Source organism: Kitasatospora cheerisanensis KCTC 2395, assembly GCF_000696185.1.
GTDB lineage: Bacteria > Actinomycetota > Actinomycetes > Streptomycetales > Streptomycetaceae > Kitasatospora > Kitasatospora cheerisanensis.
Genome location: NZ_KK853997.1, coordinates 6,642,403 through 6,665,864 on the forward strand (window position 1 = coordinate 6,642,403; position 23,462 = coordinate 6,665,864).

The window sequence follows — 23,462 nt, forward strand, 5'->3', positions numbered from 1 at the left end:
GGGCCGCACGCCGAGTGCCTGCGCGGCCCGGCGGAAGCACTCCGGGTCCGGCTTGCCCCGGACGACGTCGTCGGCCGTGACCAGGACCTCGGGCTCCGGCAGTTCCGCGGCGGCCAGCCGGGCCCGGGCCACCCGCCTGGTGCCGGAGGTGACGATCGCCCAGGAGCCGGGCGGCAGTTGCTCCAGCAGCCGGGCGGCGCCGGCGGTGGCGGTGATGCCCGCGACGTCCGCGCAGGACAGCCGCTGCAGCCAGAGCGTCTCGGCGGCGACGTCCGCCGACGGGGCGAGCAGGGCGATCAGTTCGCTGTCCACCAGGCCGTGCGAGCGCCGGACGGCGGTGTCCCCGTCCAGGCCGTGCCGGGCGGCCCACCGGCGGGTGTGCCGGTCGATGGCGGCCTGCGAGTCGACCAGCGTGCCGTCGAGGTCGAACAGCACCGCCCGCCCGTGCCACCGGAGGCCGTTCACGAGCGGGCCCCGGCGGCGCCCGCCGTGCCGGACCCGCCCGGCGGCGGGCCGAGGACCAGGGTGAGGGCGTCCGGCCGGTGGGCGAACTCCTCGACGATCGGCAGACCGCACCGCCGCACCGCGTCGGCCGTGCGCCCGTACAGCTCGGTGTTCCAGATGACCACGGCGATCACCCCGTCCGCGGTGAGGCTGTCGCCGGTGCGGCGGACGAGGTCGGCGGCCCGGGCCGCCGGCAGGTAGTAGACGACCTCCCGCAGGAGCACCAGGTCGAACCGGCCGGGCGGCCGGAACGTCGTCACGTCCGCGACCTCGAACTCGCTGGCGGGGCGGCCCAGTCGGCGGGCCCGTTCGATCGCGTCGGGGCTGATGTCGACGCCGAGGTAGAAGCTGTAGCCGTCCGCGTCGAGCCGGAGGTTCGCGCTGGTTCCGCACCCGAGGTCGAGGATGCGGCCCCCGCGCGCGTACTTCCGGACGAGGGCCGTGGGCAGCGGGTCGTCGCCGCCGTCGAGGTAGTCCCAGCGCCCGGAGGTGTACTCGCGTTCCCAGAGCCACCGGCGGACCGCCGAGGGCGCCCAGCGCTTGGCGGCGCGGATGGCCGTCACCGTGATGCGGCGGCGGAGCGTCAGGTTCAGCGGCACCGGTCGCCTCCGGTGGTGGAGGCGGTGACCAGGCCCGCCGCGGGCGGCCCGCCGGCGGCCTTCTGCCAGAAGTCGCGCACCCAGCACAGCACGTCCTGCATGACGTGGTGGTTCTGGTTGGGCCGCAGCGCGCCGAGCTGGAAGAACATGACTCCTTCGCTGGGCGGGCCGAGCAGGGTGAGCCGGTCGTCGACCCGGCCGTCGGCGCGGACCGGGTGGAACCGCTCCGTCAGGTCGAGGCCGCCGGGCTCGAACCCGGGGCCGTCCGCACCGGGGTTGCGCCACTTGCGGACCAGGCCGCGGCGCAGCAGGTTGGGGTAGAGCGGCCGGACGTCGGACTCGGCGTCGAACGGGTGCACCCGCGCGTCGACGAGGGTGTCCACCAGCAGGTCGGCGCCGGTGTGCGGACCGGTCACCCGCCACGATCCGGTGGCCTCGTCGCCGGCCGCGAACGCGCCGGGACCGGCGGAGACGTCGACGAGGCCGAGCTCGACCAGGGCCCGGATCTTCTCCATCACCTCGAGTGCCGCGCCGTTGCAGAGCCGGTTGTGGATCCGCATGTAGCTGTCCAGGAAGGTCCGGTGCGAGGCGGCGGTCAGGCCGCCGAAGTCCACGGCGCGCGCCAGCACTTGGCGCAGGTCGCGCCAGACGCCGTCGGCCGCCGCCTTGGCCGGGTTGAGGAGGTTTCCCTGGGCGGCCCACCGGTGGTCCACGTCCATGAAGTCGAGCAGGGCCGCGCGGTAGGCGGCCGGATCCCGGTAGCCGGTGGCGGGCAGCGGGCGGATCAGCCGCTCCCAGCCGAACCGGTTGTCCGCGAAGCGGCTGCCGTGCCGGGTCGGCGAGACGAGCCCGGCGACGCGCGCGGCGATCTGCTGCCCGGCCGCGACCCGTTCGGTCAACTCGGCGGCGGCGACCGGGCCGTGGACCACCTCCAGGTAGCGGGCGAGGGCCGGCCGCGCCCAGGGTTCGTCGGAGGGCAGCGGCCGGGCGCCGGTCAGCACGCCGTCGACGGCCCGCTCGGCGCGGTCGACCGCGGCTTCGACCGGGGCCAGCAGTCCGGCGATCGCCCCGTCCGCGTCGGCGCCCCGGCCGCCGTGCGCGAGGAAGTCCTCGTACCCCGGCCGGGCCTCGGCCTCCAGGAACGCGCCGAACTCCGGTCCCAGCAGCGTCCGGTAGTAGAGCTGGGCCATTTCGAGGACCACGATCGGCATGATGTGCCGCTCGAAGTCCAGCTGGAGCCGCACGGCGCCGCCGATCGGCACCGGCCGGCCGACGGCGGCCCGGACCCGGTCGACGGCCGTGTCGGTGAGGAACACGCCGCGGTGCTCGAACTCGGCCGGGTTCTGCTCCTTGGCGTTGTACGGGCGGGCGAAGGTGAACAGCCCCGCCGAGCCGAACAGCACGATCCGGGACGGCTCCTGCCCCGACGGGGTGTACCGCAGGCGCCCGTCGGCGCCGCCGGTGAACGTGCCGCCGCGGCCCTCGGTCAGGTGCAGCACCACGTCGATGGCGGTCAGCCCCATGCCGGCGCAGGCGATGGCGCCGCCGGCCGGGGCGACCTCCTCGGTGACGTACTGCTCCAGCGGGTAGGCGCACGGCACGAACACCGCCCGCTGCTGCCGGGCCGCGAACTCGGCCCACCGGCGGGACCGGGGGGAGCGCTCCGGGCGGTTCCACGAGTGCCCGGTGATCATCAGGACCTCGTCGGCGACCACGGACCCGGTGCCGTCGGCCAGCAGGACGCGCAGCCGCCCGTCCTCGTCGACCAGGTCGACGACCTCCTCGGCGTGCAGGTGGACCCGCACGCCGGGGTGGCCGCGGAGGATGGCCAGGTAGCGTTCGAACAGGTCGCGCAGGGCGAGCCCGTGCACGTACCGCTTGGGCCAGTCCTCCGGGTCCAGGTCGAATTCGGGGAGCCCGGTCTCGGCGAACGCCGACGCGCACCACTCGTACAGGGTGGGCCGCAAGGACCGGTCGAGCAGCGGATCGGCGCCGTCCACGGTCTCGTCGGCCGCGAAGGCGACCTGGGCCACGATCCGGTTCAGGAAGCTGGTCCGCGGCTGCAACGGGCTGTGGACCTGGCCGGCGCCGAACTGGCCGGACAGGTCGAAGACGTGGATGTCGAGCCCGGTGAGCGGCGGCAGCGCCGACACCGTGGCGGCCAGCCGCTCCATGACGTAGGTGCAGCTGGGACCGCCACCGATGATCGCCAGACGAACTGCGCGCACTGAGAATCCCCTGTGTTCCGACTGCCGATTCGATGATCAGTTGGCGTGCGAGGCCACCAGCGCCGCCGCGTCCGCGGGCGCCGGATCCGGCGTTGCCCGGTGCGGTGCGCCCTCCTCGACGGGGGCGTCGCTGCGCAGGTACAGCTCCTCGTTGCGCTTGAGCTCGGGAACGCCCTGCAGGTCGAAGACCAGGTCGAGCGGCGCGATGCGCTCCTCGACCGGGGCGGAGGTGCCTGCGCTGAGGATCTCCTCGAAGGTCCGGCTGACCGCCGCGATGCTGGCGCGCAGTCCCTGGTTCGCGTAGATGACCATCTTGACCCCGGCCGCGGCGAGCTCGTCGACGGTCACCGAGTAGTAGGTCGTCGGCACCACCACCAGCGGCTTGCGGAAGTCCCACCGGTCGATGAACTCGAAGATCGACGCCGGCGAGCGGTCCTTGTCGTGGATCAGGATCGCGTCGGCGCCGGCATCGGCGTACGCGCGCGCCCGCCGGACCGCCTCCTCCATGCCGCGGTTGGCGATGAGCGCCTCGACCCTGGCGATGACGACGAAGTCGGGATCCTCCTGCGCCGCCTTCGCGGCCTCGACCTTCCCGCAGAACTCGCCCAGCTGCGCGAGCTGCTGACGGCCCGACACGAAGCTGTTCATCTTCGGGAACACCTTGTCCTCGATGCACACGCCGGCGATGCCGGCGGCCTCGTACCGCCGGACGGTGTTCATCACGTTGATGGCGTTGCCGTAGCCCGTGTCGCAGTCGGCCACGACCGGGACCTCCACCGCGCGGGCCATCGACTGGGCGGTGGCCAGGAGTTCCGACATGGTGAGGATGTCGGCGTCCGGCACGCCGTGCGAGGCGGACACCTCCAGCCCGCTCGCCCAGATGCCGTCGAAGCCGGCCCGCTCGGCCAGTCTGGCGCCGAGCGCGTTGTGGGCGCCGACCAGCCGGATCGGCTCGGGCCCGGACAGCAGGGCGCGCAGTCGCGCGGCGGGCCGCCGGGACGGCGCCCGCACCGATTCTCCAGGGATTGAGTTCCCAGTCATTGCTGAATGCACGGTCGCTCTCTCTCGCAAAGAATTGCCTGGCAACACGCAGAAAACCTCGCGCGAATGAGGAGGCCGCCATGGAGTGCCGGGCCCGGTGGTGTTTTCACCGACCGCCCGCCGATGCACTGAATTCCGCCGGCTGTGGCCGGCCCGGCCGCCGGGACAACAGTCGCCGGCAGGAAGCGCGAGGATGTGGGGCAATTACCCGAACTTACAGTGAACAACTGGTCTGGACCTTACCCACCTGCCGGTGGGCTGTCAACGATCGAACACGGTGCGCAGTCGCCCGGCGGCGGTCGCGCAAAAGCGCCAAATGGTGCGCGACCGGCCCAACGCAGACTGTGCAGTTGACGGACCATCAGATTCTGCGGACGCCTGCTCGCGACCGCCCGAGGCCGGCGCCGAAGCGGCCGGCACGCTGCCGGAACGCGGATCAGGCCGCACCACCGGAAAAGGCTCCCGGCGCCGGTGGACCACGCCGTCCCGAATCCCGCCGGCCGATGCGCCCACCGGGGCCGGATTTTTGCGGAAGATGCCCGGTTCGCCTGGTTCGATCGACGGTCCGGCCTTTTGCCGCCCATTTCGGTATTGGTCGCGGAATCGGCCGGGGAGGTATCTCAAGATTCGGAACAGGGGTTGGCACGGAACTCGCCCGCATGCTTCCATCTCTCCTCAAGTCGAGCGCCGGACCCCGTGTCCGGTCCCGTCGGGAGTCGGGACGCGGACGTCCGTTCCGGCCACTGGAAAAGACTGGGGGAGTCGACGAATTGGGCGCCAGCCGATCGCACGATGCCGCGCAATCCGGGCCCGTCGAAGCACTGCGCCGGACGCTCGCGTGGGCAGCCGGCGCTCCGTGGCCGCACGGCAGCGAATCCGGGCCGGTCGAGCCCGAGGCCCTCGTCGCCGCGCTCCACGCCCACCGGCTGGACGCCCGCTTCCTGCGCCGGCTCGGCGAACCCGGCGCCCCGGCCGTGCCGGACGCCGCCGTCCGCCGGGTACGCGAACGGCTCGACGCCACCCGGGAACGGGTGCGGCGCCAGCGGGAACTCTTCGCGGAACTCGCCGCCGCGTGCCCCGAGGAGCGGCTCGTCATGCTCAAGGGCAGCACGCTGTACGCCCACACCGGCGATCCCGACAGCGTCCGCTTCAGCGGCGACCTGGACATCGTCGCGGCCGCCCCGGAACGCGCCGTCCGCACGGCCGCCGCCGCCCTGGACCTGGAGCGGACCGCGGACGCGGCCGTCCTCGACGAGTACGCCGGGCTCCTGCACCCCGAGCTCGGCCTGATCGAGGTGCACTCCTACTTCCCGGTCCCGGTCCTGCCCCCGTCCGTGCGGACCGGCGCCGCCTCGCCCGGCCGGAACCCCGGGGCCTGGCGCCACGAGGCGTGCATCGGGGAGCACCGCCTGACCCACGCGGACCTGCTGGAGAACCTCGCCGACGGGATCCCGGGCGTGCTGGCCCCGGAACTCGCCGTCATCGTCTACGCGGCGCACCTGTACGGCGATTACCTGCGGACCATGCTGCCGCTGCCCGCGGGCACGGTCCGGCTCGACGAGGTGGCCACCGTCGTCGACCTGTGCGCGCTGCCCGCCTTCCGCCCGGAGCGGTTCGTCCGGCTGGTCGACCGGCACCGCGCCCACGACGTGATCGGCTTCGTGCGGGCCCTCGCCGCGGACGTGCTCGGCCTCGACCCGTTCGACGGCGTGCTCCCGCCGACGCCGGACCCCCTCTTCCCCGTCGACCTCTGGTGGGACGGCGTCGAGGGCTTCCTCGTGGACCTCGGCTGGCACCCCTGGGAGCTGGTGGTCAGGGACCGCCACCCCGACGCCACGCTCGGCGCGCTCGACCCGGCTGCCGTGCCGGTCGCTCCCGGCGCGCCGGCCGTGGTGACGGCTGCCACCGCCGCCCCCGACACCGGCGGCAGGTTCGCCCACCGCACCGAGCACGGCACGGAGTTCGCCGTCACCGCGACCTTCACGGACACCGGAACGGCGCTGCGCGTGCGGGTGGACGTCCCGACCGTCCCCGACGACCGGTTCACCGGCGTCGCGCTCTACTTCGGCGACAACCGCTACGAGGTGTTCCACGCGCCGGCCGAGGACGGACTCAGGCTCGACGACTACTCGACCTCGCGGACCGCAGCCGGGACGGCGACCGTCGGCGTGGAACGCACCGCCCAGCAGGACGAACTGACGCTGGAACTGCCCTGGGCCGCACTCGCGGCCTCCCGCACCCCGGACGGCCGGCGGCTGCCGCTGCTGTTCGCCGTCCGCCAGCAGTACCTCGGCTGGGGGCGGACCGCGGCCGGCCTGGTCCTGCCGCTCCGGCTGGAGCATTCCTAGGACCCACGACGACCACCGAACGGCCGCCGGACCGGCGGCCGCGGGGCAAGGGGAGGACAACGTGCTCGTCACCGTGGTCGGCACCGACGGAGTCGGCAAATCGACCGTTTCGCGCCTGGTCGCCGAGAGGCTCTCGGCCCAGGGACACCCGGTCGACCGGATCGACCGCTGGGACATCGTCGACAACCCGCAGTACCCGTCGGCGCGCCTGCTGCGCCCCGACGTGCCCGACGCCAGGGCGTGCGTGGCCGAGATGGAGAACCCGGCCAGGTTCCTGTTCCTGATGTGGTCGATCGGCCACGCGCTGATGGGCCGCCGCACCGCGGCCGCCCCCGGCGCGGTGACGCTGCTCGACGGCTACTGGATGAAGCACGCCGCCTGCGAGATCGTCTACGGCCTCGACGCCGCCTGGACGGAGGCCGTCGTGGCGGCGCTCCCGCGCGCCGACGCCGTGCTGCACCTGCGGCTCGACCCGGAACAGGCCTGGCAGCGCAAGTGCGACGGCGACCTCGTCCCCTACGAGTGCGGCATGGACGACAGCTGCTCCCGCGACAGCTTCCTGCGCCACCAGCGGAAGGTCCGCGAGGTCCTGGACGGCTGGTCGGCGCGGTTCGGCTGGACCGAGGTCGACGCCGGCGCGCCGCTGGACCGGGTCGTGGCCGCCGTCGGCGAACTCGCCGTCGCCGCGGCCGGGTCCGCGCTCCGCGAGGGGCCGGGCGGTGACGGGCGCGCCGGAGCGGATCGAGCTCAGCGTGGCCGTCATGTACCACCCGAGCCGGGTCGCGAACCTCCCGCGGCTGGTGGAGTCCTGCGCGCCGGCGGTCCCGCAGCTCGTCGCCGACCCCGACCCGGCCGGCCCTCCCAGCCCGCTGCGGACGGCGAAGGCCGCCTGGGCCGCCGTGCCCGACACCGCCACCCACCACCTCGTCCTGCAGGACGACGTCCTGCTCGCCGAAGGCTTCACCGCCCACCTCGAACGGGCGGTCCGGGCGCGCCCGCAGGACGGGATCGCGCTGTACGTGAACCGGAACAGCCCGCAGAACTCCTACCTGGTGCGGCGGGCGGCCGCCGCCGGGTCGCCCTGGGCCCCGCTCTCCCCCCACGAGTACACGCCCACCCTCGGACTCGTCCTCCCCGCCGCCGACGCCCGCGCGCTGGCGCAGTACCTGCGCACCCACCCGGACGACCTCCGCGACGACGACGAGCTGGTCACCGGCTTCTGCCGGGACCGCGGCATCACCGTGCTCGCCACCGTCCCGCACCTCGTGGAGCACGCGAACCAGCCGAGCATCGCCGGCAACGCCGAGCACGGGATCCGCTGCGGGGTCGCCTTCGCCGGCGGCGGGGCCGACCCGTCCCCCGAGCAGTGGGCGGTGCCGCTCCCGAAGGACCTGCTCCGGCGCGCGGCGGCCGGCTGGGACCGCGAGTTCGCCGTCGAGTTCTACGACTCCCGGTGCCTGCTGCGGTTCGTGCGCGCGGGCCGCGGCGAGCCCGTCGAGAGCAGCTTCGGCTGGGAGTGGACCGACTGGTCCGCCGCCGTCGGGGTCCCCCCGGACGCCGTCCTCGCGGCACTCGCCGAGGAACTGTCCGCACCCGGGAGCGCGGCCCGGACCGCGGCGCTGTCCGCCGTCCCCGCCCGGACCGCGGCGGACCTCTGGGCGGCTGCTTACCTGCTGGGGGCCGACGCGGCGACCGTCGAGGGCCCGCCGGAGGCCCGCCTCCCCCGCGCGGACCGGGACCGGCTGGTGCGCCGGGCGGTCGAATCCTGGATCGCCTGCGGTCTGAACGCCGAGGACGCGGCCGCCGCGGACGAGCGCGCACGACGGGCCCTCACCGAGCTCGCCCTCGCCGCCGTTGCACGCGGCGCCGCGGCCGGCGGACGCGGACCGGGCCCCGACGACGAAGGCGAGGCGCAGGATGCCTGAGCACGAACTCCCCCCGGCCGCCCTGGACACCGTCCTCGTGATGGCGCGCCGGGAGGCGGCGAGCCACCTGCTGCGTCCGCCGCCGGGCGGCCGGATGAACCGGCCCCGGCCCGTGCTGTTCGTCCAGGTGGCGCGCTGCCCGTGGTGCGGCGCCGACGCGGACACCGCGCGGCACGGACAGGTCGTCCCGCTGCGGATGGCGCCGCTGGTCGACGCCGCCCGCCCGGTGGAGCCGGAGGAGGGACAGGTGCGGCTCACCGCACTCGGCTGCGAGTCCCTCACGGCCCGCAGCCTGCTGTCCGTCGTCCACGCCGCGACCGGCCCCGGCGGGCCCGCCCGGACGGCGTACCGGACGCGGGCCGTCGCGTGGGCGGAACTCGCCGGGCCGGCCGGCGTGCCGGACCTGGGCCCCGCACGGCGGCCGACCTCCTCCGGCGGCTGGCGGACACCGAACGCTGGGCCGACGGCGCGCCGATGCCGCCGGACGCGGTCCGAACCGTCCCCGCCTCCACCCGCCCCGCCACGAACCCGGCGACCTCCGCCGACGCCGTGGAAGCGCTGCGGCGCGCGGCGCGCACCCACTTCGTCACACCGCACCTGGACGGCGGCCTCGCGTCCGGACTGAACGCCCGGTACCGCGAACAGCTGGACCGCGCCGTCCTGGCCGCGCTGTGACCGGCCCGCCGGCCGCGCCCCCGTCCCGCCCGGCCGCGCCACGCCGGCCCGGCCCCGCGCGACGACTCCTCCCCACCCGACGGCGCGACTTCGCCGAACACCGTCCGAAGGCCGCCCGACTCCCCACTCAGCGAGGGCACCGCTCATGCATGCAGATCCGATGTCGACACCCCCGGACGCGGCCCGCCGCCGGGCCGCCGCCCCGCGCGCGCTCGGAGCGCGGCGGTGAGCGGCGAGCAGGGCGGCGGACTGGACCCGGCAGCCGTCGTCGATGCGTTCCGGACCGCGGGACTCGGCCCCTACTTCGGCGTCCCCTGTTCCTTCCTCGGGCCGATGATCAGCGTGCTCCAGGCCGACCACCCCGAGGAGTACCTGGCCGCGGCGAACGAAGGGGAAGCCGTCGCCGTCGCCTCCGGCGCCCACCTCGCCGGCCGGCGGCCGGTCGTCATCATGCAGAACTCGGGCCTGGGCAACGCCGTCAACCCGCTCACCTCGCTCTGCCACACCCTGCGGATCCCGGTCCTGCTGCTGGTGACCTGGCGCGGCGAGCCCGGCCACCCGGACGAACCCCAGCACCGGCTGATGGGCGCCCTCACCCGGGACCTGCTCACCGCCATGGGCGTCCGGCACGAGATCTTCCCGAGCGACCCCGCCGAGCTGGCGCCCGCGCTGGAACGGGCCCGCCGGCACATGGACGAGGAGGGCCTGCCGTTCGCCTTCGTCGTGCCGAAGGGAGCGCTGCGCCCGAGCCGGCCCGCCGCGGCGGCCCCGGCCCCGGCGGCCGGCCTGATGCTCCGCGCCGAGGCCATCGCGCACATCGTCGCCGAGGCCGGCCCCGACGCCCTGCTCGTCGCCACCACCGGCAAGACCGCCCGCGAGCTGGAGAACGACTGGGACCGGTCCGGCAACCTCTACGTCGTCGGCTCGATGGGCTGCGCGTCGAGCATCGGCCTCGGAGTGGCGCTCGGCGCACCCCGTCGCAAGGTCGTCGTCCTCGACGGCGACGGCGCGGCCCTGATGCGGCTGGAGGCCATGGCGACCATCGGGCACCGCGCGCCCGGCAACCTCGTGCACGTCGTGCTCGACAACGAGGCGTACGAGTCCACCGGCGGGCAGCCGACCGCCTCCGCCGGGATCGACTTCGGCGCGATCGCCGCGGCCTGCGGCTACCGCAGCCGCAGCGACGTCCGCGGCGCGGAACCGCTGCGCCGGGCGGTGGCGCGGATCGACTCGCAGCCCGGGCCGCACTTCGTCCGGGTCCGCATCCGCCCCGGATCGGATCCCGCGCTGGGCCGGCCGAGCCTCACGCCGCCCGAGGCCAGGGCCCGCTTCATGGCGGAGGTGGGGGCCGCGTGAGCGCGCGGGAACGGGACCGGCTCGTGCTGATGAACCCGGGGCCGGTGAACGCCGACGAGCGGGTCCGCGCGGCGCTGGCCGGACCGGACATGTGCCACCGCGAGCCCGAGTTCGCGGCCCTGCTCACCCGGGTCCGCTCCCGGCTGGTGCAGGTGTGCGGCGGCGACCGGGACTGGTCCGCGGTCGTGCTGACCGGCTCCGGCACCGCCGCCGTGGAGGCCGCCGTCGTCTCGGCGCCACCGCGGAACGGCACGGTCCTCGCCCTCGACAACGGCCACTACGGGCAGCGCATGCACGACATCGCGGCCGCGCACGGGATCGCCACCCGACGCCTGGAGCTCGGGTGGGGGAACCCGCTGGACCTCGCCGCGCTCGACGCCGCACTGGCCGCCGACAGCTCGATCACCCACGTCACCGTCGTCCACCACGAGACCAGCACGGGCATGCGCAACGACGTCCACGCCGTCGCCGGACTGGTGCACCGGCACGGGCGCGCCGTGATCGTGGACGCCGTCAGCAGCGTCGGAGCGGACCCGCTGGACCTGGCCGACAGCGGGCTCGACTGGGTGGCCGGATCCGCCAACAAGAACATCGAGGGCATGCCCGGCCTGAGCTTCGTGTGCGGCCGCCGCACCGCCTTCGAAGCCCTCGGCCAGGCCCCGACCCGGAGCTACTACCTGGACCTGCACCGCAACTTCCTCGCCCAGCAGGTCAACACGGCGCCCGCGTTCACCCCCGGCATCCCCGCGTTCTACGCGCTGGACACCGCGCTGGAACTGCTGCTCGCCGAGGGAGTGGAGGCGCGCGGCCGGCGCTACCTCGCGCTGGCCGAACGCCTGCGGGCCGGCCTCGAACGGCTCGGGCTCGACCTGCTGCTGCCGGCCGGGCACCGCGCCAACAGCCTGACCGCGGTCCGGCTGCCCGACGGCGTCCCCTACCGGGAGATGCACGACGCGCTGCGCGCCGCGGGATTCGTCATCTACGCGGGCCAGGAGCACCTCGCGAAGAACTACTTCCGGCTCTCGACCATGGGCTGCATGACCACCGCGGACGTGGACGACTTCACCGCCGCCCTCGGAGCCTTCCTCGGACAGGTCCGTCCGCCCGTGCCGGGCGCCTCCGCCGCCGACCGTAAGGAGAACCCGTGACCACCCCGACGGACCCCGAATCCCTGCGCGTCCGCCAGATCAAGCTCGACGACCACCTGCCGCTGGAGAGCGACCTCCGGCTGTACCTGGCGGAGAAGGACGAGACCGCCCGGGTCAGGAAGGAACGGCCCGGCCCGCAGCTGGTCGGCGTCCGCGAGCCCCTCGGACGGATCCCCCGCACCCTGCTCGTGCTGCCCCCGATGTGCGTCTACGAGGGCGCGGTCAAGCGCGTCGTGCCGCCCCTCGGGCTGTGCTACATCGCCGGGGCCCTGGAGCAGGAGGGGATCGACATCTCCATCCTCGACTGCATCGTCGAGGGCATCGACGAGGAGACGCCGGTCGCCCCCGGGGTGTGGAACCTCGGCATGTCCGAGGAGCGCTTCCGCGCGTACGTGGCCGAGAACGACTTCGAGGTCATCGGCTTCACCATGATCTACTCCTCGGACCTGCAGAACCTCTACCGGTTCGCCCGCATCGTCAAGGAGGTCCGGCCCTCGACGACGGTCATCGCCGGCGGCCTGCACGCGAGCATCTACGCGAAGAAGTTCCTGCAGGACGCCGTCGTCGACGGCGTCCCGTCCATCGACTTCGTGCTGCGCGGCGAGGGGGAGATCCGGCTCGGCGACTTCCTCCGCAACCTGGCGAACGGCGAGATCGACCGCCACGCCGACGGCCTGGCCGGCTGGCTCGACGGCGAGGTCTTCGCAAACCCGCAGTTCGCCCGCGTCGAGGACCTCGACTCGCTGCCGTTCCCGGCCTACCACAAGGTGCCGATGGAGCGGTACTTCGAGCACAACGTGCCGTTCTCGCCCTACCCGCGCGGGAAGCGCGTGATGCAGCTGTACACCTCGCGCGGCTGCCCGATCGGCTGCACCTTCTGCGCCAGTACCAACTTCTCCAAGAAGTACTACGCCCGCTCGGTGGAGAACGTCATCGCCGAGATCCGGCACTACAAGGAGGTCTACGGCGCGGACGAGGTCCAGTTCGCCGACGACAACCTCACGTTCGACCGGAAGCGGGCCGCCGACCTGTTCGACCGGATGACCGAGTTCGGCCTCCCCTGGTGCACCCCCAACGGGATCATGGTCAACACGCTCAGCCACGACCTGGTCGACCGGATGGTGCGGTCCGGCCTCTACCAGATCACCCTGTCGCTCGACAGCGGCAGCGCGGAGACGCTCAAGGAGCAGCACCGCAAGCCGGTCGACCTGACCAGGATCCCGGACCTGATGGCGTACCTGGACGAACGCGACGTCCTCATGCACGGCACGCTCGTCGTCGGCATGCCGGGCGAGACCGAGGCGCAGATCGAGGACGGCTTCGCCTACGTCGAACAGCTCCCGTTCCACTCCATCAACGTGTTCATCGCCCAGGCGATCCCCGGCTCCGAGCTGTTCGAGCGCGCCGTGAGCAACGGCACCATCACCTACGAGGGCGCCCTGCACATCGACACGGCCCGCTCCACGCTGCGCCTCACCTCGATCGACGGCGAGCGGCTGGAAGAACTCGTCGAGGGCTTCCTCACGCGCTACAACCACAGCATCTACCAGCGGGACCCCGAGGCGTGGGAACGCAAGTACCGGGAGCACAAGGAGCGGATGGCGCGGATCTGCGTCGGCGCGGCGTCCGCGATCACCTCGACCATCATCGAGGCCGGCGCCCGGCCGCCGGGGGACCAGTGACGGCGCGCCCCGCCAGCTCCCCGTCCACTCCGGCCGTCGAAGGCGAACGATCATGATCGAGTGCGTAGTTGTCCTGGCCGCCGGCCTGAACCGCCGCATGGGCGGACCGTCCGGACCCAAGTCCCTGCTCCCGCTGCGCCCCGGCGACGCGGACGGGCCCTCGTTCCTCAGCCGCAACCTGGAGCTGTACCGGGCGCACGGCGTCCGGCGCGTCGTCCTGGTGGTCAACTCGGAGCAGCGCCGGACCTTCGAGCGGTTCGCCGCCGAGGACGTCGAGCTCGTCACCGTGCCGACGGCCGCGGAGCCCACGGGTTCGAGCGTCAGCATGGCGGCCGGGCTGGCGGCGGTCCTGCGGCGCTTCCCGGCGGGCGTGCGGGTCCTGGTCACCGACGCCGACGTCGTCTACGAGCGCGCGGTCCTCGACCGGGCCGCCGGTCTCGGCCGGTCGGCGCTGCTCACCATCGACCGGGTGAGCGGCGACGGCGAGGAGGTGCGCGTCTACGGCCGGGCGGAGGACGAGCCCGTGCTGATCGGCAAGGGGCTCAGCAGCTCCCTCACGGCCGGCCTCGAACTGCTCGGGGAGAGCCTCGGGTTGATCGTGCTGGACGGCCCCGAGGTGCGGCTGGCCGCCGAGGTCGTCCAGTGGATCGTCGGCGACCCGCCGCAGGTCCGCCCGTACGGCTACGGCGGACGCCGGTCCGAGCACGAAGAGGTCTGGCAGTACCTGTTCACCCTGGGCAGGCTGCCGGTCGCGCGGATCGACGGGAACCTGCTGTTCTCCGAGTGCGACTTCCCGGAGGACCTCGCCCACATCCAGCAGGAGCTGTACCCGGCCATCCGGGAGCGCGACGAGCCGGCCGCGGTCCTGCGCTGAGCGACCGCCCGGGGACGGCCCGACGGCGGGGGCCCGGTCGCCGACCTGCCCCGCCGTCCGGTCGTTGACGCCCCGTCAGGAGCCGCGCAGCTCGGTGCGGGCCAGGGCCGTGACCGACAGCAGCAGCAGCGCCGTGCCGAGCAGGGCCGACGGGGTGAGCGGCTCGTCGAGGACGGCGGCGGCGATGGCCGTCGCGCTGAGCGGCTCGATCAGGGCCACCACGGAGGCCGTCGCGGCGCGGATCACCGCCGCACCCGCGAAGTACAGCGCGTAGGCGAGGGCGGTCGGGACCGTTGCCAGGTAGGCGAGCAGCAGCAGCGTGGACGGGAGGGCGTGCGCGGTCGGGAAGAGGCCCTCGGCGCAGGCGAACGGAGCCAGGCAGAGCGCGCAGACCGCGAACGAGCACAGGGTGGTGGTCGCCGGGTCGTCCGCGACGCCCGTGCGGGCCCAGTGGCGGGTGGCGACGGTGATCGCCGCGTAGCCGGCCGCCGAGGCCAGCGCCCAGGCCAGGCCGAGCGGTCGGACGCCGGTGTCCGGGCCGCCGCCGAGGACCAGCACCGCGAGGCCCGCCAGCGCCCCCGCGATCGCCGACAGCCCGGCGCGGCCCAGCCGTTCGCCCATCAGCAGCCGACCGCCGACCGCCACCATCACCGGCGCCGAGCCGAGCGTGACGACGGTGGCCACGGCCAGCCCCGTGTGCCGCACCGCGAGGAAGTACGCGGCCTGAAAGAGCGTCAGCCCCAGCCCGTTCAGCAGCATCCGGGTCGGGGAGGGCTTGGCGCGCCCGGCGCCGCCGCCGCGGAAGAGCCGCAGCGCCAGCAGGATCGCGGCGCCGCCGAGCGAGCGCCAGAACGTCAGGGCGAGCGGCCCCAGCCCGCTCTGCCGGAACAGCAGCGCGGCCGCCGCCCCGGCTGTGCCCCAGGCGGTGGCGGCGAGTGCGACGTACAGCAGGCCCCGCCGTGCGGGCAGGGCGGTGTGCAGTGAGAACACGGGTGGACTCCCGGAAAGCCGTCATGGTCAATGGCCACGGAGACGGGCAGCGACCATCGCCCCGGGGCGCCTGCCGTCGAACGGCAGCCCCGTGGACGGGTTCGGGAACCGGCCGGCCGCCCGCTCAGACGACGGGAGGCGGCAGCACACCACGATGCATGCCCGCCACTCTAGGCCCTCCCGGACCCCGGCCGGCAGCGACACGTGCCGGCCGGCAACGGTAGTGGGGCGAGGGCGAGTTCGTGGTCGGGAGGAGGCAGGAGCGGGGCGGCGGCTGCCGGCGGGGTCGGCGGTCGAGCGGCATCCGGGGGCCTGGCCGGGCCTGGGAGGCGGATGTGCGGGCCGGCGGGCAGGGGGCGGGGTCAGATCAGGGGCGGGCGGCCGAGGCGGGTGAGGCGCCAGGCGGTGTGCCAGCGCATGGGGCGGCGGGGCGGGCAGGAGGTGCGCAGGCCTCGGCGAAGCCGGCCAGCCAGGAGGTGAGGCCGGGGAGGGAGCGGGTGCGGGCGAGGGTGATCAGCAGCCAGGTGGTGAGGTAGAGCGGGACGAGCGGAGCGGGGAGGCGGCGCTTGGCGAGCCAGACCCGGTTGCGGGCGGTGTAGCGGTGGTAGACGGCGTGCCGGGCGGGGGAGGTCTTCGGGTGCTGGAGGACCAGGGCCGGGTCGTAGTGGATGGTCCAGCCGTCGTCGACGGCCCGCCAGGCGAGGTCGGTCTCCTCGTGGCCGAAGCGGAACTCGCCCGCCCACAGTCCGGTCCGGCGCAGCATCGGCGCAGAGAGGGCGTGCCCGCCGCCGAGGAAGGCGGTGACCTGCCCGGCCCGCATCGGGTCCGACGCCCGCAGCCGGGGGACGTGGCGGCGCTGCGTCTCGCCGTGCTCGTCCGCGATCCGGAACGCGAGGACGCCCAACTGCGGGTCCGCGGCGTACCGTTCGGCGACCCGGCGGAACACGTCGTCGGCGATCAGCAGCCCGTCGTCGTCCAGTTCGACCACCACGTCGACGTCGCCGGCGTCCAGCAGGGCCCGCAGGCCGACGTTGCGCGCGCCGGGGCAGCCGGGGTTCTCGGTGAGCGGGAGCTTCGTCAGGCCGGGCCGGTCGACGTCGGTGAGCGGGCAGGCGCTGCCGACCAGCACCACCCGCTGCGCGGGGCGGTCCTGACGGTCCACCGAGTCCAGCAGGGCGGCGAGTTCGTGCGGGCGGTCGCCCATGGTGACGATCACGACGCCGATCCGTGGTGCGTTCATCAGCTGGACTCCCGTGCGGGGGAAGCGGGTTCGGCCCCCGATGCTAGCCGTCGAACGCGCTTGCTGCGGTGAGGCGTTCGAGGAAGGTGCGGAGGTCGGGGGCGAGGGTGAAGTTGGTGCCGTCCTCGGCGTCGAGCCAGGTGACGGAGGGGTCGCCGGTCGGGCCGCAGGCGCGGTAGTCGAGGGCGATCCACCAGTGGCCGTCGCCGGTCAGCAGGACGACGGGGGAGGGGAGGTCCCACTCGTCGACCAGGTAGGGGGTGTCGAGGAGCGAGAGGGAGCCCTCGCTCCGGCCGATGCCGAACAGTTCGTCGACGGGGACGTGGTCGGCGCTCCAGGAGGTGGGCCGGTCGGTCGGGAAGGCCGTGAACGCGTCGGCGAGGGCGCCGCCGTTGCGGTGCCGCAGCAGGGCGAGGAGTTCGGCGGGCAGGGTGACGCCGAGCAGGCGCTCCGCCCCGGTGACGCAGGCATCGGTGAGCGGGGCGTGCGCGGCGGGCCGGGTCCGGTCCCAGAGGTGGGTGAAGTCCATGGTGGGGCCAGGATGTCAGGCCGGGTAGGCGTGCGTCTGGGTGGCCTTGACGGCGGCCCAGACGCGGGTGCCGGGGGTGAGGTCGAGTTCGGCGGCGGCGGTGGGGGTGAGGTCGGCGGCGAGCGGGAGCGGGCCGGCGAGGTCGACGCGGAAGCGGTCGCCGTGCAGGTCGAGCCCGGCGACGGTGCAGGGGAACAGGTTGCGGGCGCTGGTCTCGGGCCGGTGCCGGTGCAGGGTGACCGCGTCGGGCGGGAAGGCGACGAACGCCGGGCCCGTCAACTCCTCGTCGGTGGCCAGGACCTGGCCCTCGGGGAGGGTGACCCGGCGGCCGTCGGCGGTGCCCTGGTACAGGTTGAGGCCGACCAGCCGGGCGATGTAGTCGGTGCGCGGCCGGCGGGCGACCTCGGCGGGGCGGCCGGTCTGCACGACCCGGCCGGCCTCGATGACCACGAGCCGGTCGGCGAGCACCATCGCGTCCAGCGGGTCGTGCGTGACGAGTACCGCGACGGCCTCGAACTCGGCGAGGTGGCGGCGGAGTTCGGCGCGGACGTCGAGCCGGGTGCGGGCGTCGAGGGCGGCCAGCGGCTCGTCCAGCAGCAGCAGGCGGGGGCGGACGGCGAGGGCGCGGGCCAGCGCGACGCGCTGGGCCTGGCCGCCGGAGAGCTTGCCGGGGCGGCGTCCGGCGTGCTCGGCGAGGCCCATCCGCTCCAGCCAGGGCAGCGCCTCGGCGCGGGCGGCGGCGCGCCGGAGTCCCTTGCAGCGCAGGCCGAACGCCACGTTGTCGAGCGCGGACAGGTGCGGGAAGAGCAGGTAGTCCTGGAAGACGACGCCGATCGGGCGCTGCTCGGCGGGGCGGAGGACGCCGTCGGCGGGGGAGTCCAGCGGGGCGCCGTCCAGCCGGATGTGACCGTCCGTCAGGGGGAGCAGGCCGGCCAGGGCGCGCAGGGCGGTGGACTTGCCGGCGCCGTTCGGTCCGAGCAGGGCGAGCACCTCGCCGGGCTGCGCGGTGAGGGCCGCGTCGAGGGTGAACGGGCCGAGGTCGACGCGCAGTCGGGCGTCCAGTGCGGTCACGGGGCGGACATCCAGCGTTCGCGCAGTCCGGCGAGGACCGCGACGGAGACGGTGAGCAGGATCAGGCTGAGCGCGATCGCCGCCTCGGGGTCGGACTCCATGGCGAGGTAGACGGCGAGCGGCATGGTCTGGGTGCGGCCGGGGAAGTTCCCGGCGAAGGTGATGGTCGCGCCGAACTCGCCCAGGGCGCGCGCCCAGGCGAGCACCGCGCCGGCGCCGATGCCGGGCGCGACCAGCGGCAGGGTGACCCGGCGGAACGCGGTGAGGCGGGAGGCGCCGAGCGTCGCGGCGGCCTCCTCGTAGCGCGGGTCGGCGGCGCGCAGCGCGCCCTCCACGCTGATCACCAGGAACGGCATGGCGACGAACGCCTCGGCGACGACCACGCCGGCGGTGGTGAACGGCAGGGTGAGGCCGGTCGCGGAGTCCAGCCAGCGGCCGACGATGCCGTTGCGGCCGAGCACCAGCAGCAGGGCGACGCCGCCGACCACCGGCGGCAGCACCAGCGGCAGGGTGACCAGGGCGCGCAGCAGGCGGCGGCCGGGGAAGTCGGTGCGGGCCAGCAGCCAGGCGAGCGGCACGCCGAGCAGCAGCGAGACGCCGGTGGCGGCGGTGGCGGAGATCAGCGACAGCCGCAGCGCCTGCCAGACCTCGGCGCCGGTGAGCAGTTCGGGCAGCGCGCTCCACGGGGCGCGGATCAGCAGGCCGAGCAGCGGCAGGACGAGGAAGGCCAGTCCGAGCAGGGCGGGCAGCAGCAGCGCGGCGGGGACGCGGGTGGCCCCCCGGGGCCGCCGCCGGCCCGGGGGTGTGGTGCGGTGGTGGTCCGGGCGGTGCTCACGGGGTCCGGAAGCCGGCCTCGGTGAGCACCCGGCGGGCGTCCGCGGAGTTGACGTAGCCGAGGAAGGCCGCGGCGCCGTTGGCGTTCGGCGCCTTGGCGAGGGTGGCGATCGGGTAGTCGTTGACGGCCTGCGCGGCCTCGGGGAAGTCCACGCCGTCGATCTTCGCAGCATCGGCCTTCACATCGGTGCGGTACACCAGCGAGGCGTCGACCTCGCCGAGTTCGACCTTGGTGAGGGCGCCCTTGACGTCCTGCTCGTAGGTGGCGGGGGTGAGTTCGACGCCGGCGGCCTTGAGCGCGGTGACCGCGGCCGCGCCGCACGGCACCTCCTTGGCGCACAGCGCGGTCTTCACGCCGCCGAGGTCCTTCAGGCCGGCGATGTGCTTCGGGTTGCCCTTGGCGACCGCGATCTCCAGCGTGTTGCGGACGAACACCGCCGGGTCGCCGCCGGTCAGCTTGGCGTCCGTGACGGTCTTCATGGTGGCCGGGCTGGCGGCGGCGAACACGTCCACCGGCGCGCCGGCCACGATGCTCTGCGCCAGCGCCGAGGAGCCGCCGAAGTTGAAGGTCACCTTGGTGCCCGGGTAGGCGGCCTCGAAGCGCTTGCCGAGCGCGGTGAAGGACTCCTTGAGCGAGGCCGCCGCGAACACCGTCACCGTGCCGTCGACCTTGGGGGCGTTCGGCGCGGCGTTGCTGTTCGAGGTGGAGCCGGAGCCGCTGCACGCGGACAGGCCGGCCGCGAGGGCGAGCACGGCGGTGGCGGCGAGGAGGCTTCTGGCGCTGCGCATGGATGGATTCCCCTGGTCGTGGTGGGCGGAGCGAAGGGATTTCGGGAGCCAGTCAGCTGATCATACTGTCGCAGCTGCGGGGTGCAAGGTACCCCTGCCCTCGCACCAGCGACCTTAAGCCCGGCTTAACTGCCGCATGTGCCAGCCTCAAACGGAGGAACCGGCCAACGTCCGCTTTCCCTGCCCCGTCACGCCGTGCGGAGAGATACTGACGGTGTGTCAGCAGGCCCCTGCCGCCCAGGGGCCGGCCCGCCGACGGAGGGGAACACCACATGACCGCCACCCGCGTGCCCGGCCCGCCCGGACGGCCGCTGCTCGGTTCGCTGCTCGACCTCAGGCGCGACCCGCTCGGCACCTACCTCGCCGCCCGCCACGACCACGGCGACGTGGTGCGCTTCCTGATCGGCCCGCCCGGGCTGCGCGGCGAGCTCTACCTGGTCGCCTCGCCCGAGGGCGTCCAGCAGGTGCTGGCCACCGAGTCGGCCAACTTCCGCAAGGACAACGTCTTCTACGGCGAGGTGCGGGCCAGCTTCGGCAACGGCCTGCTGACCTCCCAGGACGAGGACTACGTGCGCCAGCGCCGCCTGGTCCAGCCGCTGTTCACCCGCCGCCGGGTCGACCAGTACGCCGACGCCATCGGCATCGAGACCGCCGCCCTGGCCGCCCGCTGGGCCGCCGCCCCCGACGGCGTGGTGGACGCCGCCGACGAGATGTCCCGGTTCGCGCTGCGCACCGTCTCCCGGATCCTGTTCGGCCAGGACGTCGAGCAGGCCGTCGACACCGTCCACGAGGCCTTCCCGGTCCTCGGCGCGTTCGTCCGCAGCCGCGGCTTCGCGCCCGTCCGGCTGCCGCGCGAGTGGCCGCTGCCCGGCCACCGCAAGGCACTTGAGGCCGAACGCTCCCTCTACGCGGTGTGCGACGCCATCATCGCCCGGCGCGCGGCGGAGGGCGTCACGGAGGATCGCGAGGGCGAGGACCTGCTCGGGCTGCTCGCCAAGGCCCGCGACGAGGACGGCAACGGACTCGACGCCACCGAACTGCGCGAACAGGTGCTGATCTTCCTGCTGGCCGGCCACGAGACCACCGCCACCTCGCTGACCTTCGCCCTGCACCTGCTCGGCAAGCACCCCGAGCACCAGCGGCTCGCCCATCAGGAGGCCGCCGCGCTGCTCGCCGACGGCCGCCGCCCCACCGCCGCCGACTACCCGCAACTCCCCTACCTCACCCGGGTGCTGAAGGAGGCGATGCGGCTGTTCCCGGCCGCGCCCGCGGTCGGCCGGCGGGCCGTCGCGGCCACCGTGGTCGGCGGCGTCGGGATCCCGGCCGGGGCGGACGTCCTGATCGCCCCGTACGTGACGCACCGTCACCCCGGTCACTGGGACGATCCCGAGCGCTTCGATCCCGAGCGGTTCACCCCCGAACGCGAGGCCGGCCGGCACCGCTACGCCTGGTTCCCGTTCGGGGGCGGGCCGCGGGCCTGCATCGGCCAGCACTTCTCGATGCTGGAGTCGGTGCTCGCCCTCGCCGTCCTGCTGCGCGAGTTCGAGATCACCGCCGTCGACACCGAGGTGCCGCTCGGCCAGGGCATCACCCTGGAGGTCCGCGGCCCGGTCCGGCTGAAGCTGACCCGCCGTCAGGCCGGCTGACCCGCCGCCGGACCGCCCGCCCCGGACGCTCGGGCGGGCGGTCCGGGGACGGGCGGTCAGGCGATCAGGGACGGCGTGGCGGTGGGCGAGGGCTTGGGGAGCGCCACCAGGCAGAGCGTGTAGGGCGTCGGGCCCTCCTCGTGGACGAGCCGGCTCTCGCTGTCGGGGAAGGCGTCGCAGGCGCCCGGGTCGGTGGAGGAGGAGCGGCCGACCACCTTGAGGTCGGCGTACTTGCCGCCGCAGTCGACCACGAAGACCAGCGCCCGCGAGGTGTTGCCGAAGTTGTGCGCGCAGTCCCCGGCCTTCGCCTGCGCCGGGTCCTTGCCGATGGCGGAGCGCGAGGGCGCGCTGCTGATGCCCACCCGGTCCGGGGTGTAGCGGACGGCCGGGTAGTCCGGCTCCTCGCCGGCGGTGCGGACCAGCGCGCCGACCACCAGCACCGGCAGCAGCAGGCCGAGCACCTCCACGCGCCGCCACAGCGGCCGGCCGGTCGGCATCGGGGTGCCCGGCGCGCCCGGCAGCGGCGCGGGCAGGCGGCGCAGCACCGTCCAGGCCCGGAGGTTGCTCAGCATGGTGAACGGGTTGATCAGCATCGAGGCGACGCCCCACCAGCCCTGCCACATGCTGCGCGCGGTCATGGTGCGCACCGCGGCCGTGCCGCAGTCGCGGCAGAACGGGCCGCGCAGCTTGAGGAAGCGCATCAGCACCAGGAAGCCCTGGTGGCCGCGGACGGTGGCGTTCGCCGCCGGGGCCGAGCCGCAGAAGCGGCAGAACGGGCCGGAGTACCCCTCGGGCGGGTGGACCGCGCTCCGGTCGGTGCCGTACTCGGGTTCCCCGCGGTCCTGCGGGGCGAGGGCGGCGGTCGGGGCGGACGAGGCGTCGAAGGGCATGCGGGTCCTCTGCGGCTGATGCGGTGGCGAAGCAGGCGGAGGGTATCGGCCGCGGACGACACCGTGCAGTCGGTTTTTCGTACCGTGAGGGGGGCGCGGTCGTGAAAGGGCGCACGCAGCGCGCGGGGTGGGGCGTGCGGCGGGCACAGGACGCGGGCCCATTCGAGCACACCGCGCCCATGACGCGTGGTGCTTTTCACATCTTCTGGTGACCATTCGTCAGCTCTGGGTAGCGTCCAGCGTCCCTGGATCACAAGAGCCCTGGAACCACCGGGCCCTGATCACACGAGCACGGGCGAGCGCCGCCGGGCACTCGCGGGAGGCACCCCATGGGATCGATGGACCACTTCACCTTCGGCTGGCTCACCCCAGTCCTGTCCTACGCGATGGCCTGCGCCGGCGCGGCCCTCGGCCTGCGCTGCACGCTGCGCGCGCTGTCCGCCACCGGCGCCTCCCGGCGCAACTGGCTGCTCACCTCCGCCGCCGCGATCGGCTCCGGGATCTGGACCATGCACTTCGTCGCCATGTTCGGCTTCACCGTGGACGGCACCGAACTCCGGTACGACGTCCCGCTGACGGTGCTCAGCCTGCTGGTCGCGGTCGCCGTGGTCGGCCTCGGTGTGTTCCTGGTCGGCCACGGCCACCACCGCGGCCGCAGCCTACTGCTCGGCGGCCTCACCACCGGCGTCGGCGTCGCCGCCATGCACTACCTCGGCATGGCCGCCGTCCGCCTCCACGGCGAACTCCGCTACCAGGCCGGCACCGTGGCCCTGTCCGTGCTGATCGCCGTGGCCGCCGCCACCGCCGCGCTCTGGGCCGCCGTCACCATCCGCAACATGTACGCCGCCGCGGCCGCCGCCCTCGTCATGGGCATCGCCGTCAGCTGCATGCACTACACCGGCATGGCCGCCGTGCACGTCCACATGCAGCCCGCCCGCGCCGGCCTCGGCGGCGCCACCCCCATGCAGTTCGTCTTCCCGCTGGCCGTCGGACTCGGCTCCTTCCTGTTCCTCACCGCCGCGTTCGTCGCCCTCTCCCCGACCGCCCAGGAACGCGCCGCCTACCGCGAAGCCGGCGAACTCGCCGTCGAGGA

The 23,462-nt window shown here is 74.4% G+C and carries 17 protein-coding genes and 3 pseudogenes; 9 read left to right on the plus strand and 11 right to left on the minus strand.

From position 1 onward, the window contains the following. Window positions 1–9: 9 nt before the first annotated feature. From KCH_RS47425 to KCH_RS29845, 4 genes and pseudogenes are all read right to left on the minus strand, one after another. Window positions 10–576 (minus strand): annotated as a pseudogene (locus KCH_RS47425) (HAD-IA family hydrolase); the annotation flags it as partial. Next, window positions 462–1,103: a class I SAM-dependent methyltransferase gene (locus KCH_RS45210; RefSeq protein WP_051653598.1), complete on the minus strand. Its 642-nt coding sequence runs from the start codon at window positions 1,101–1,103 to the stop codon at window positions 462–464. The pseudogene KCH_RS47425 and the gene KCH_RS45210, both read right to left, overlap by 115 nt. Then, on the minus strand, window positions 1,094–3,331 hold the full coding sequence (locus tag KCH_RS29840) for an FAD/NAD(P)-binding protein (RefSeq protein ID WP_157032251.1): 2,238 nt from the start codon (window positions 3,329–3,331) through the stop codon (window positions 1,094–1,096). Before KCH_RS29840 ends, KCH_RS45210 begins: the two co-directional genes overlap by 10 nt. Window positions 3,332–3,367: 36 nt before the next feature. Further along, window positions 3,368–4,342 (minus strand): isocitrate lyase/phosphoenolpyruvate mutase family protein, encoded by a 975-nt coding sequence (locus tag KCH_RS29845; RefSeq protein ID WP_063750201.1) that lies wholly within the window; start codon window positions 4,340–4,342, stop codon window positions 3,368–3,370. An 800-nt stretch (window positions 4,343–5,142) separates the two neighbouring features. On the opposite strand from KCH_RS29845, the gene KCH_RS29850 reads away from it, so the two are divergent. The 7 genes from KCH_RS29850 (at window position 5,143) to KCH_RS29880 (ending at window position 14,380) form a co-directional block, all read left to right on the plus strand. Beyond that, window positions 5,143–6,720 carry a nucleotidyltransferase family protein gene (locus KCH_RS29850; protein WP_035868075.1) on the plus strand — a complete coding sequence of 526 codons (1,578 nt, stop codon included), beginning with the start codon at window positions 5,143–5,145 and terminating at the stop codon, window positions 6,718–6,720. A 719-nt stretch (window positions 6,721–7,439) separates the two neighbouring features. Next, window positions 7,440–8,645, plus strand: a complete 1,206-nt coding sequence (locus tag KCH_RS29860) for a hypothetical protein (protein WP_051653600.1) — start codon at window positions 7,440–7,442, stop codon at window positions 8,643–8,645. Window positions 8,646–9,119: 474 nt separating this feature from the next. Then, window positions 9,120–9,320: a hypothetical protein gene (locus KCH_RS38025; RefSeq protein ID WP_157032252.1), complete on the plus strand. Its 201-nt coding sequence runs from the start codon at window positions 9,120–9,122 to the stop codon at window positions 9,318–9,320. Window positions 9,321–9,545: 225 nt separating this feature from the next. After that, window positions 9,546–10,676 carry a phosphonopyruvate decarboxylase gene (aepY, locus tag KCH_RS29865; RefSeq protein WP_244305483.1) on the plus strand — a complete coding sequence of 377 codons (1,131 nt, stop codon included), beginning with the start codon at window positions 9,546–9,548 and terminating at the stop codon, window positions 10,674–10,676. Beyond that, on the plus strand, window positions 10,673–11,824 hold the full coding sequence (locus KCH_RS29870; RefSeq protein WP_244305484.1) for a pyridoxal-phosphate-dependent aminotransferase family protein: 1,152 nt from the start codon (window positions 10,673–10,675) through the stop codon (window positions 11,822–11,824). Before aepY ends, KCH_RS29870 begins: the two co-directional genes overlap by 4 nt. Further along, window positions 11,821–13,506, plus strand: coding sequence for an Sden_1168 family B12-binding radical SAM P-methyltransferase (locus KCH_RS29875; protein WP_035868081.1), 1,686 nt, complete (start codon window positions 11,821–11,823; stop codon window positions 13,504–13,506). The genes KCH_RS29870 and KCH_RS29875 overlap by 4 nt, the downstream gene beginning before the upstream one ends. A gap of 52 nt (window positions 13,507–13,558) precedes the next feature. Then, window positions 13,559–14,380: an Sden_1164 family protein gene (locus tag KCH_RS29880; RefSeq protein ID WP_035868083.1), complete on the plus strand. Its 822-nt coding sequence runs from the start codon at window positions 13,559–13,561 to the stop codon at window positions 14,378–14,380. A gap of 75 nt (window positions 14,381–14,455) precedes the next feature. On the opposite strand, the gene KCH_RS29885 is transcribed toward KCH_RS29880, so the two are convergent. From KCH_RS29885 to modA, 6 genes and pseudogenes are all read right to left on the minus strand, one after another. Next, on the minus strand, window positions 14,456–15,370 hold the full coding sequence (locus KCH_RS29885) for a DMT family transporter (RefSeq protein WP_035868085.1): 915 nt from the start codon (window positions 15,368–15,370) through the stop codon (window positions 14,456–14,458). Window positions 15,371–15,732: 362 nt separating this feature from the next. Beyond that, window positions 15,733–16,610, minus strand: a pseudogene (locus KCH_RS29890) (glycosyltransferase family 2 protein). A 43-nt stretch (window positions 16,611–16,653) separates the two neighbouring features. Next, window positions 16,654–17,139 carry an SMI1/KNR4 family protein gene (locus KCH_RS29895; protein ID WP_035868087.1) on the minus strand — a complete coding sequence of 162 codons (486 nt, stop codon included), beginning with the start codon at window positions 17,137–17,139 and terminating at the stop codon, window positions 16,654–16,656. A gap of 15 nt (window positions 17,140–17,154) precedes the next feature. Further along, the gene (locus KCH_RS45215) at window positions 17,155–18,225 is read right to left on the minus strand and encodes an ABC transporter ATP-binding protein (protein WP_035874436.1); all 1,071 of its coding nucleotides are present in this window, start codon (window positions 18,223–18,225) and stop codon (window positions 17,155–17,157) included. After that, entirely contained in the window at window positions 18,207–19,217 is a 1,011-nt protein-coding gene (locus KCH_RS45220; protein ID WP_244305485.1) for an ABC transporter permease, read from the minus strand. The genes KCH_RS45215 and KCH_RS45220 overlap by 19 nt, the downstream gene beginning before the upstream one ends. After that, window positions 19,111–19,833 (minus strand): annotated as a pseudogene (modA, locus tag KCH_RS29910) (molybdate ABC transporter substrate-binding protein); the annotation flags it as partial. The pseudogene modA and the gene KCH_RS45220, both read right to left, overlap by 107 nt. A 272-nt stretch (window positions 19,834–20,105) precedes the next feature. On the opposite strand from modA, the gene KCH_RS29915 reads away from it, so the two are divergent. Then, window positions 20,106–21,479, plus strand: coding sequence for a cytochrome P450 (locus tag KCH_RS29915; protein WP_035868092.1), 1,374 nt, complete (start codon window positions 20,106–20,108; stop codon window positions 21,477–21,479). A 56-nt stretch (window positions 21,480–21,535) separates the two neighbouring features. Here the strand turns inward: KCH_RS29915 and KCH_RS38030 are convergent, their stop codons facing one another. After that, entirely contained in the window at window positions 21,536–22,369 is an 834-nt protein-coding gene (locus KCH_RS38030) for an LppU/SCO3897 family protein (RefSeq protein ID WP_051653602.1), read from the minus strand. Between the two features lie 329 nt (window positions 22,370–22,698). On the opposite strand from KCH_RS38030, the gene KCH_RS29925 reads away from it, so the two are divergent. Beyond that, the coding region (locus KCH_RS29925) for an MHYT domain-containing protein (protein ID WP_063750202.1) at window positions 22,699–23,462 on the plus strand (764 nt) is incomplete at its 3' end.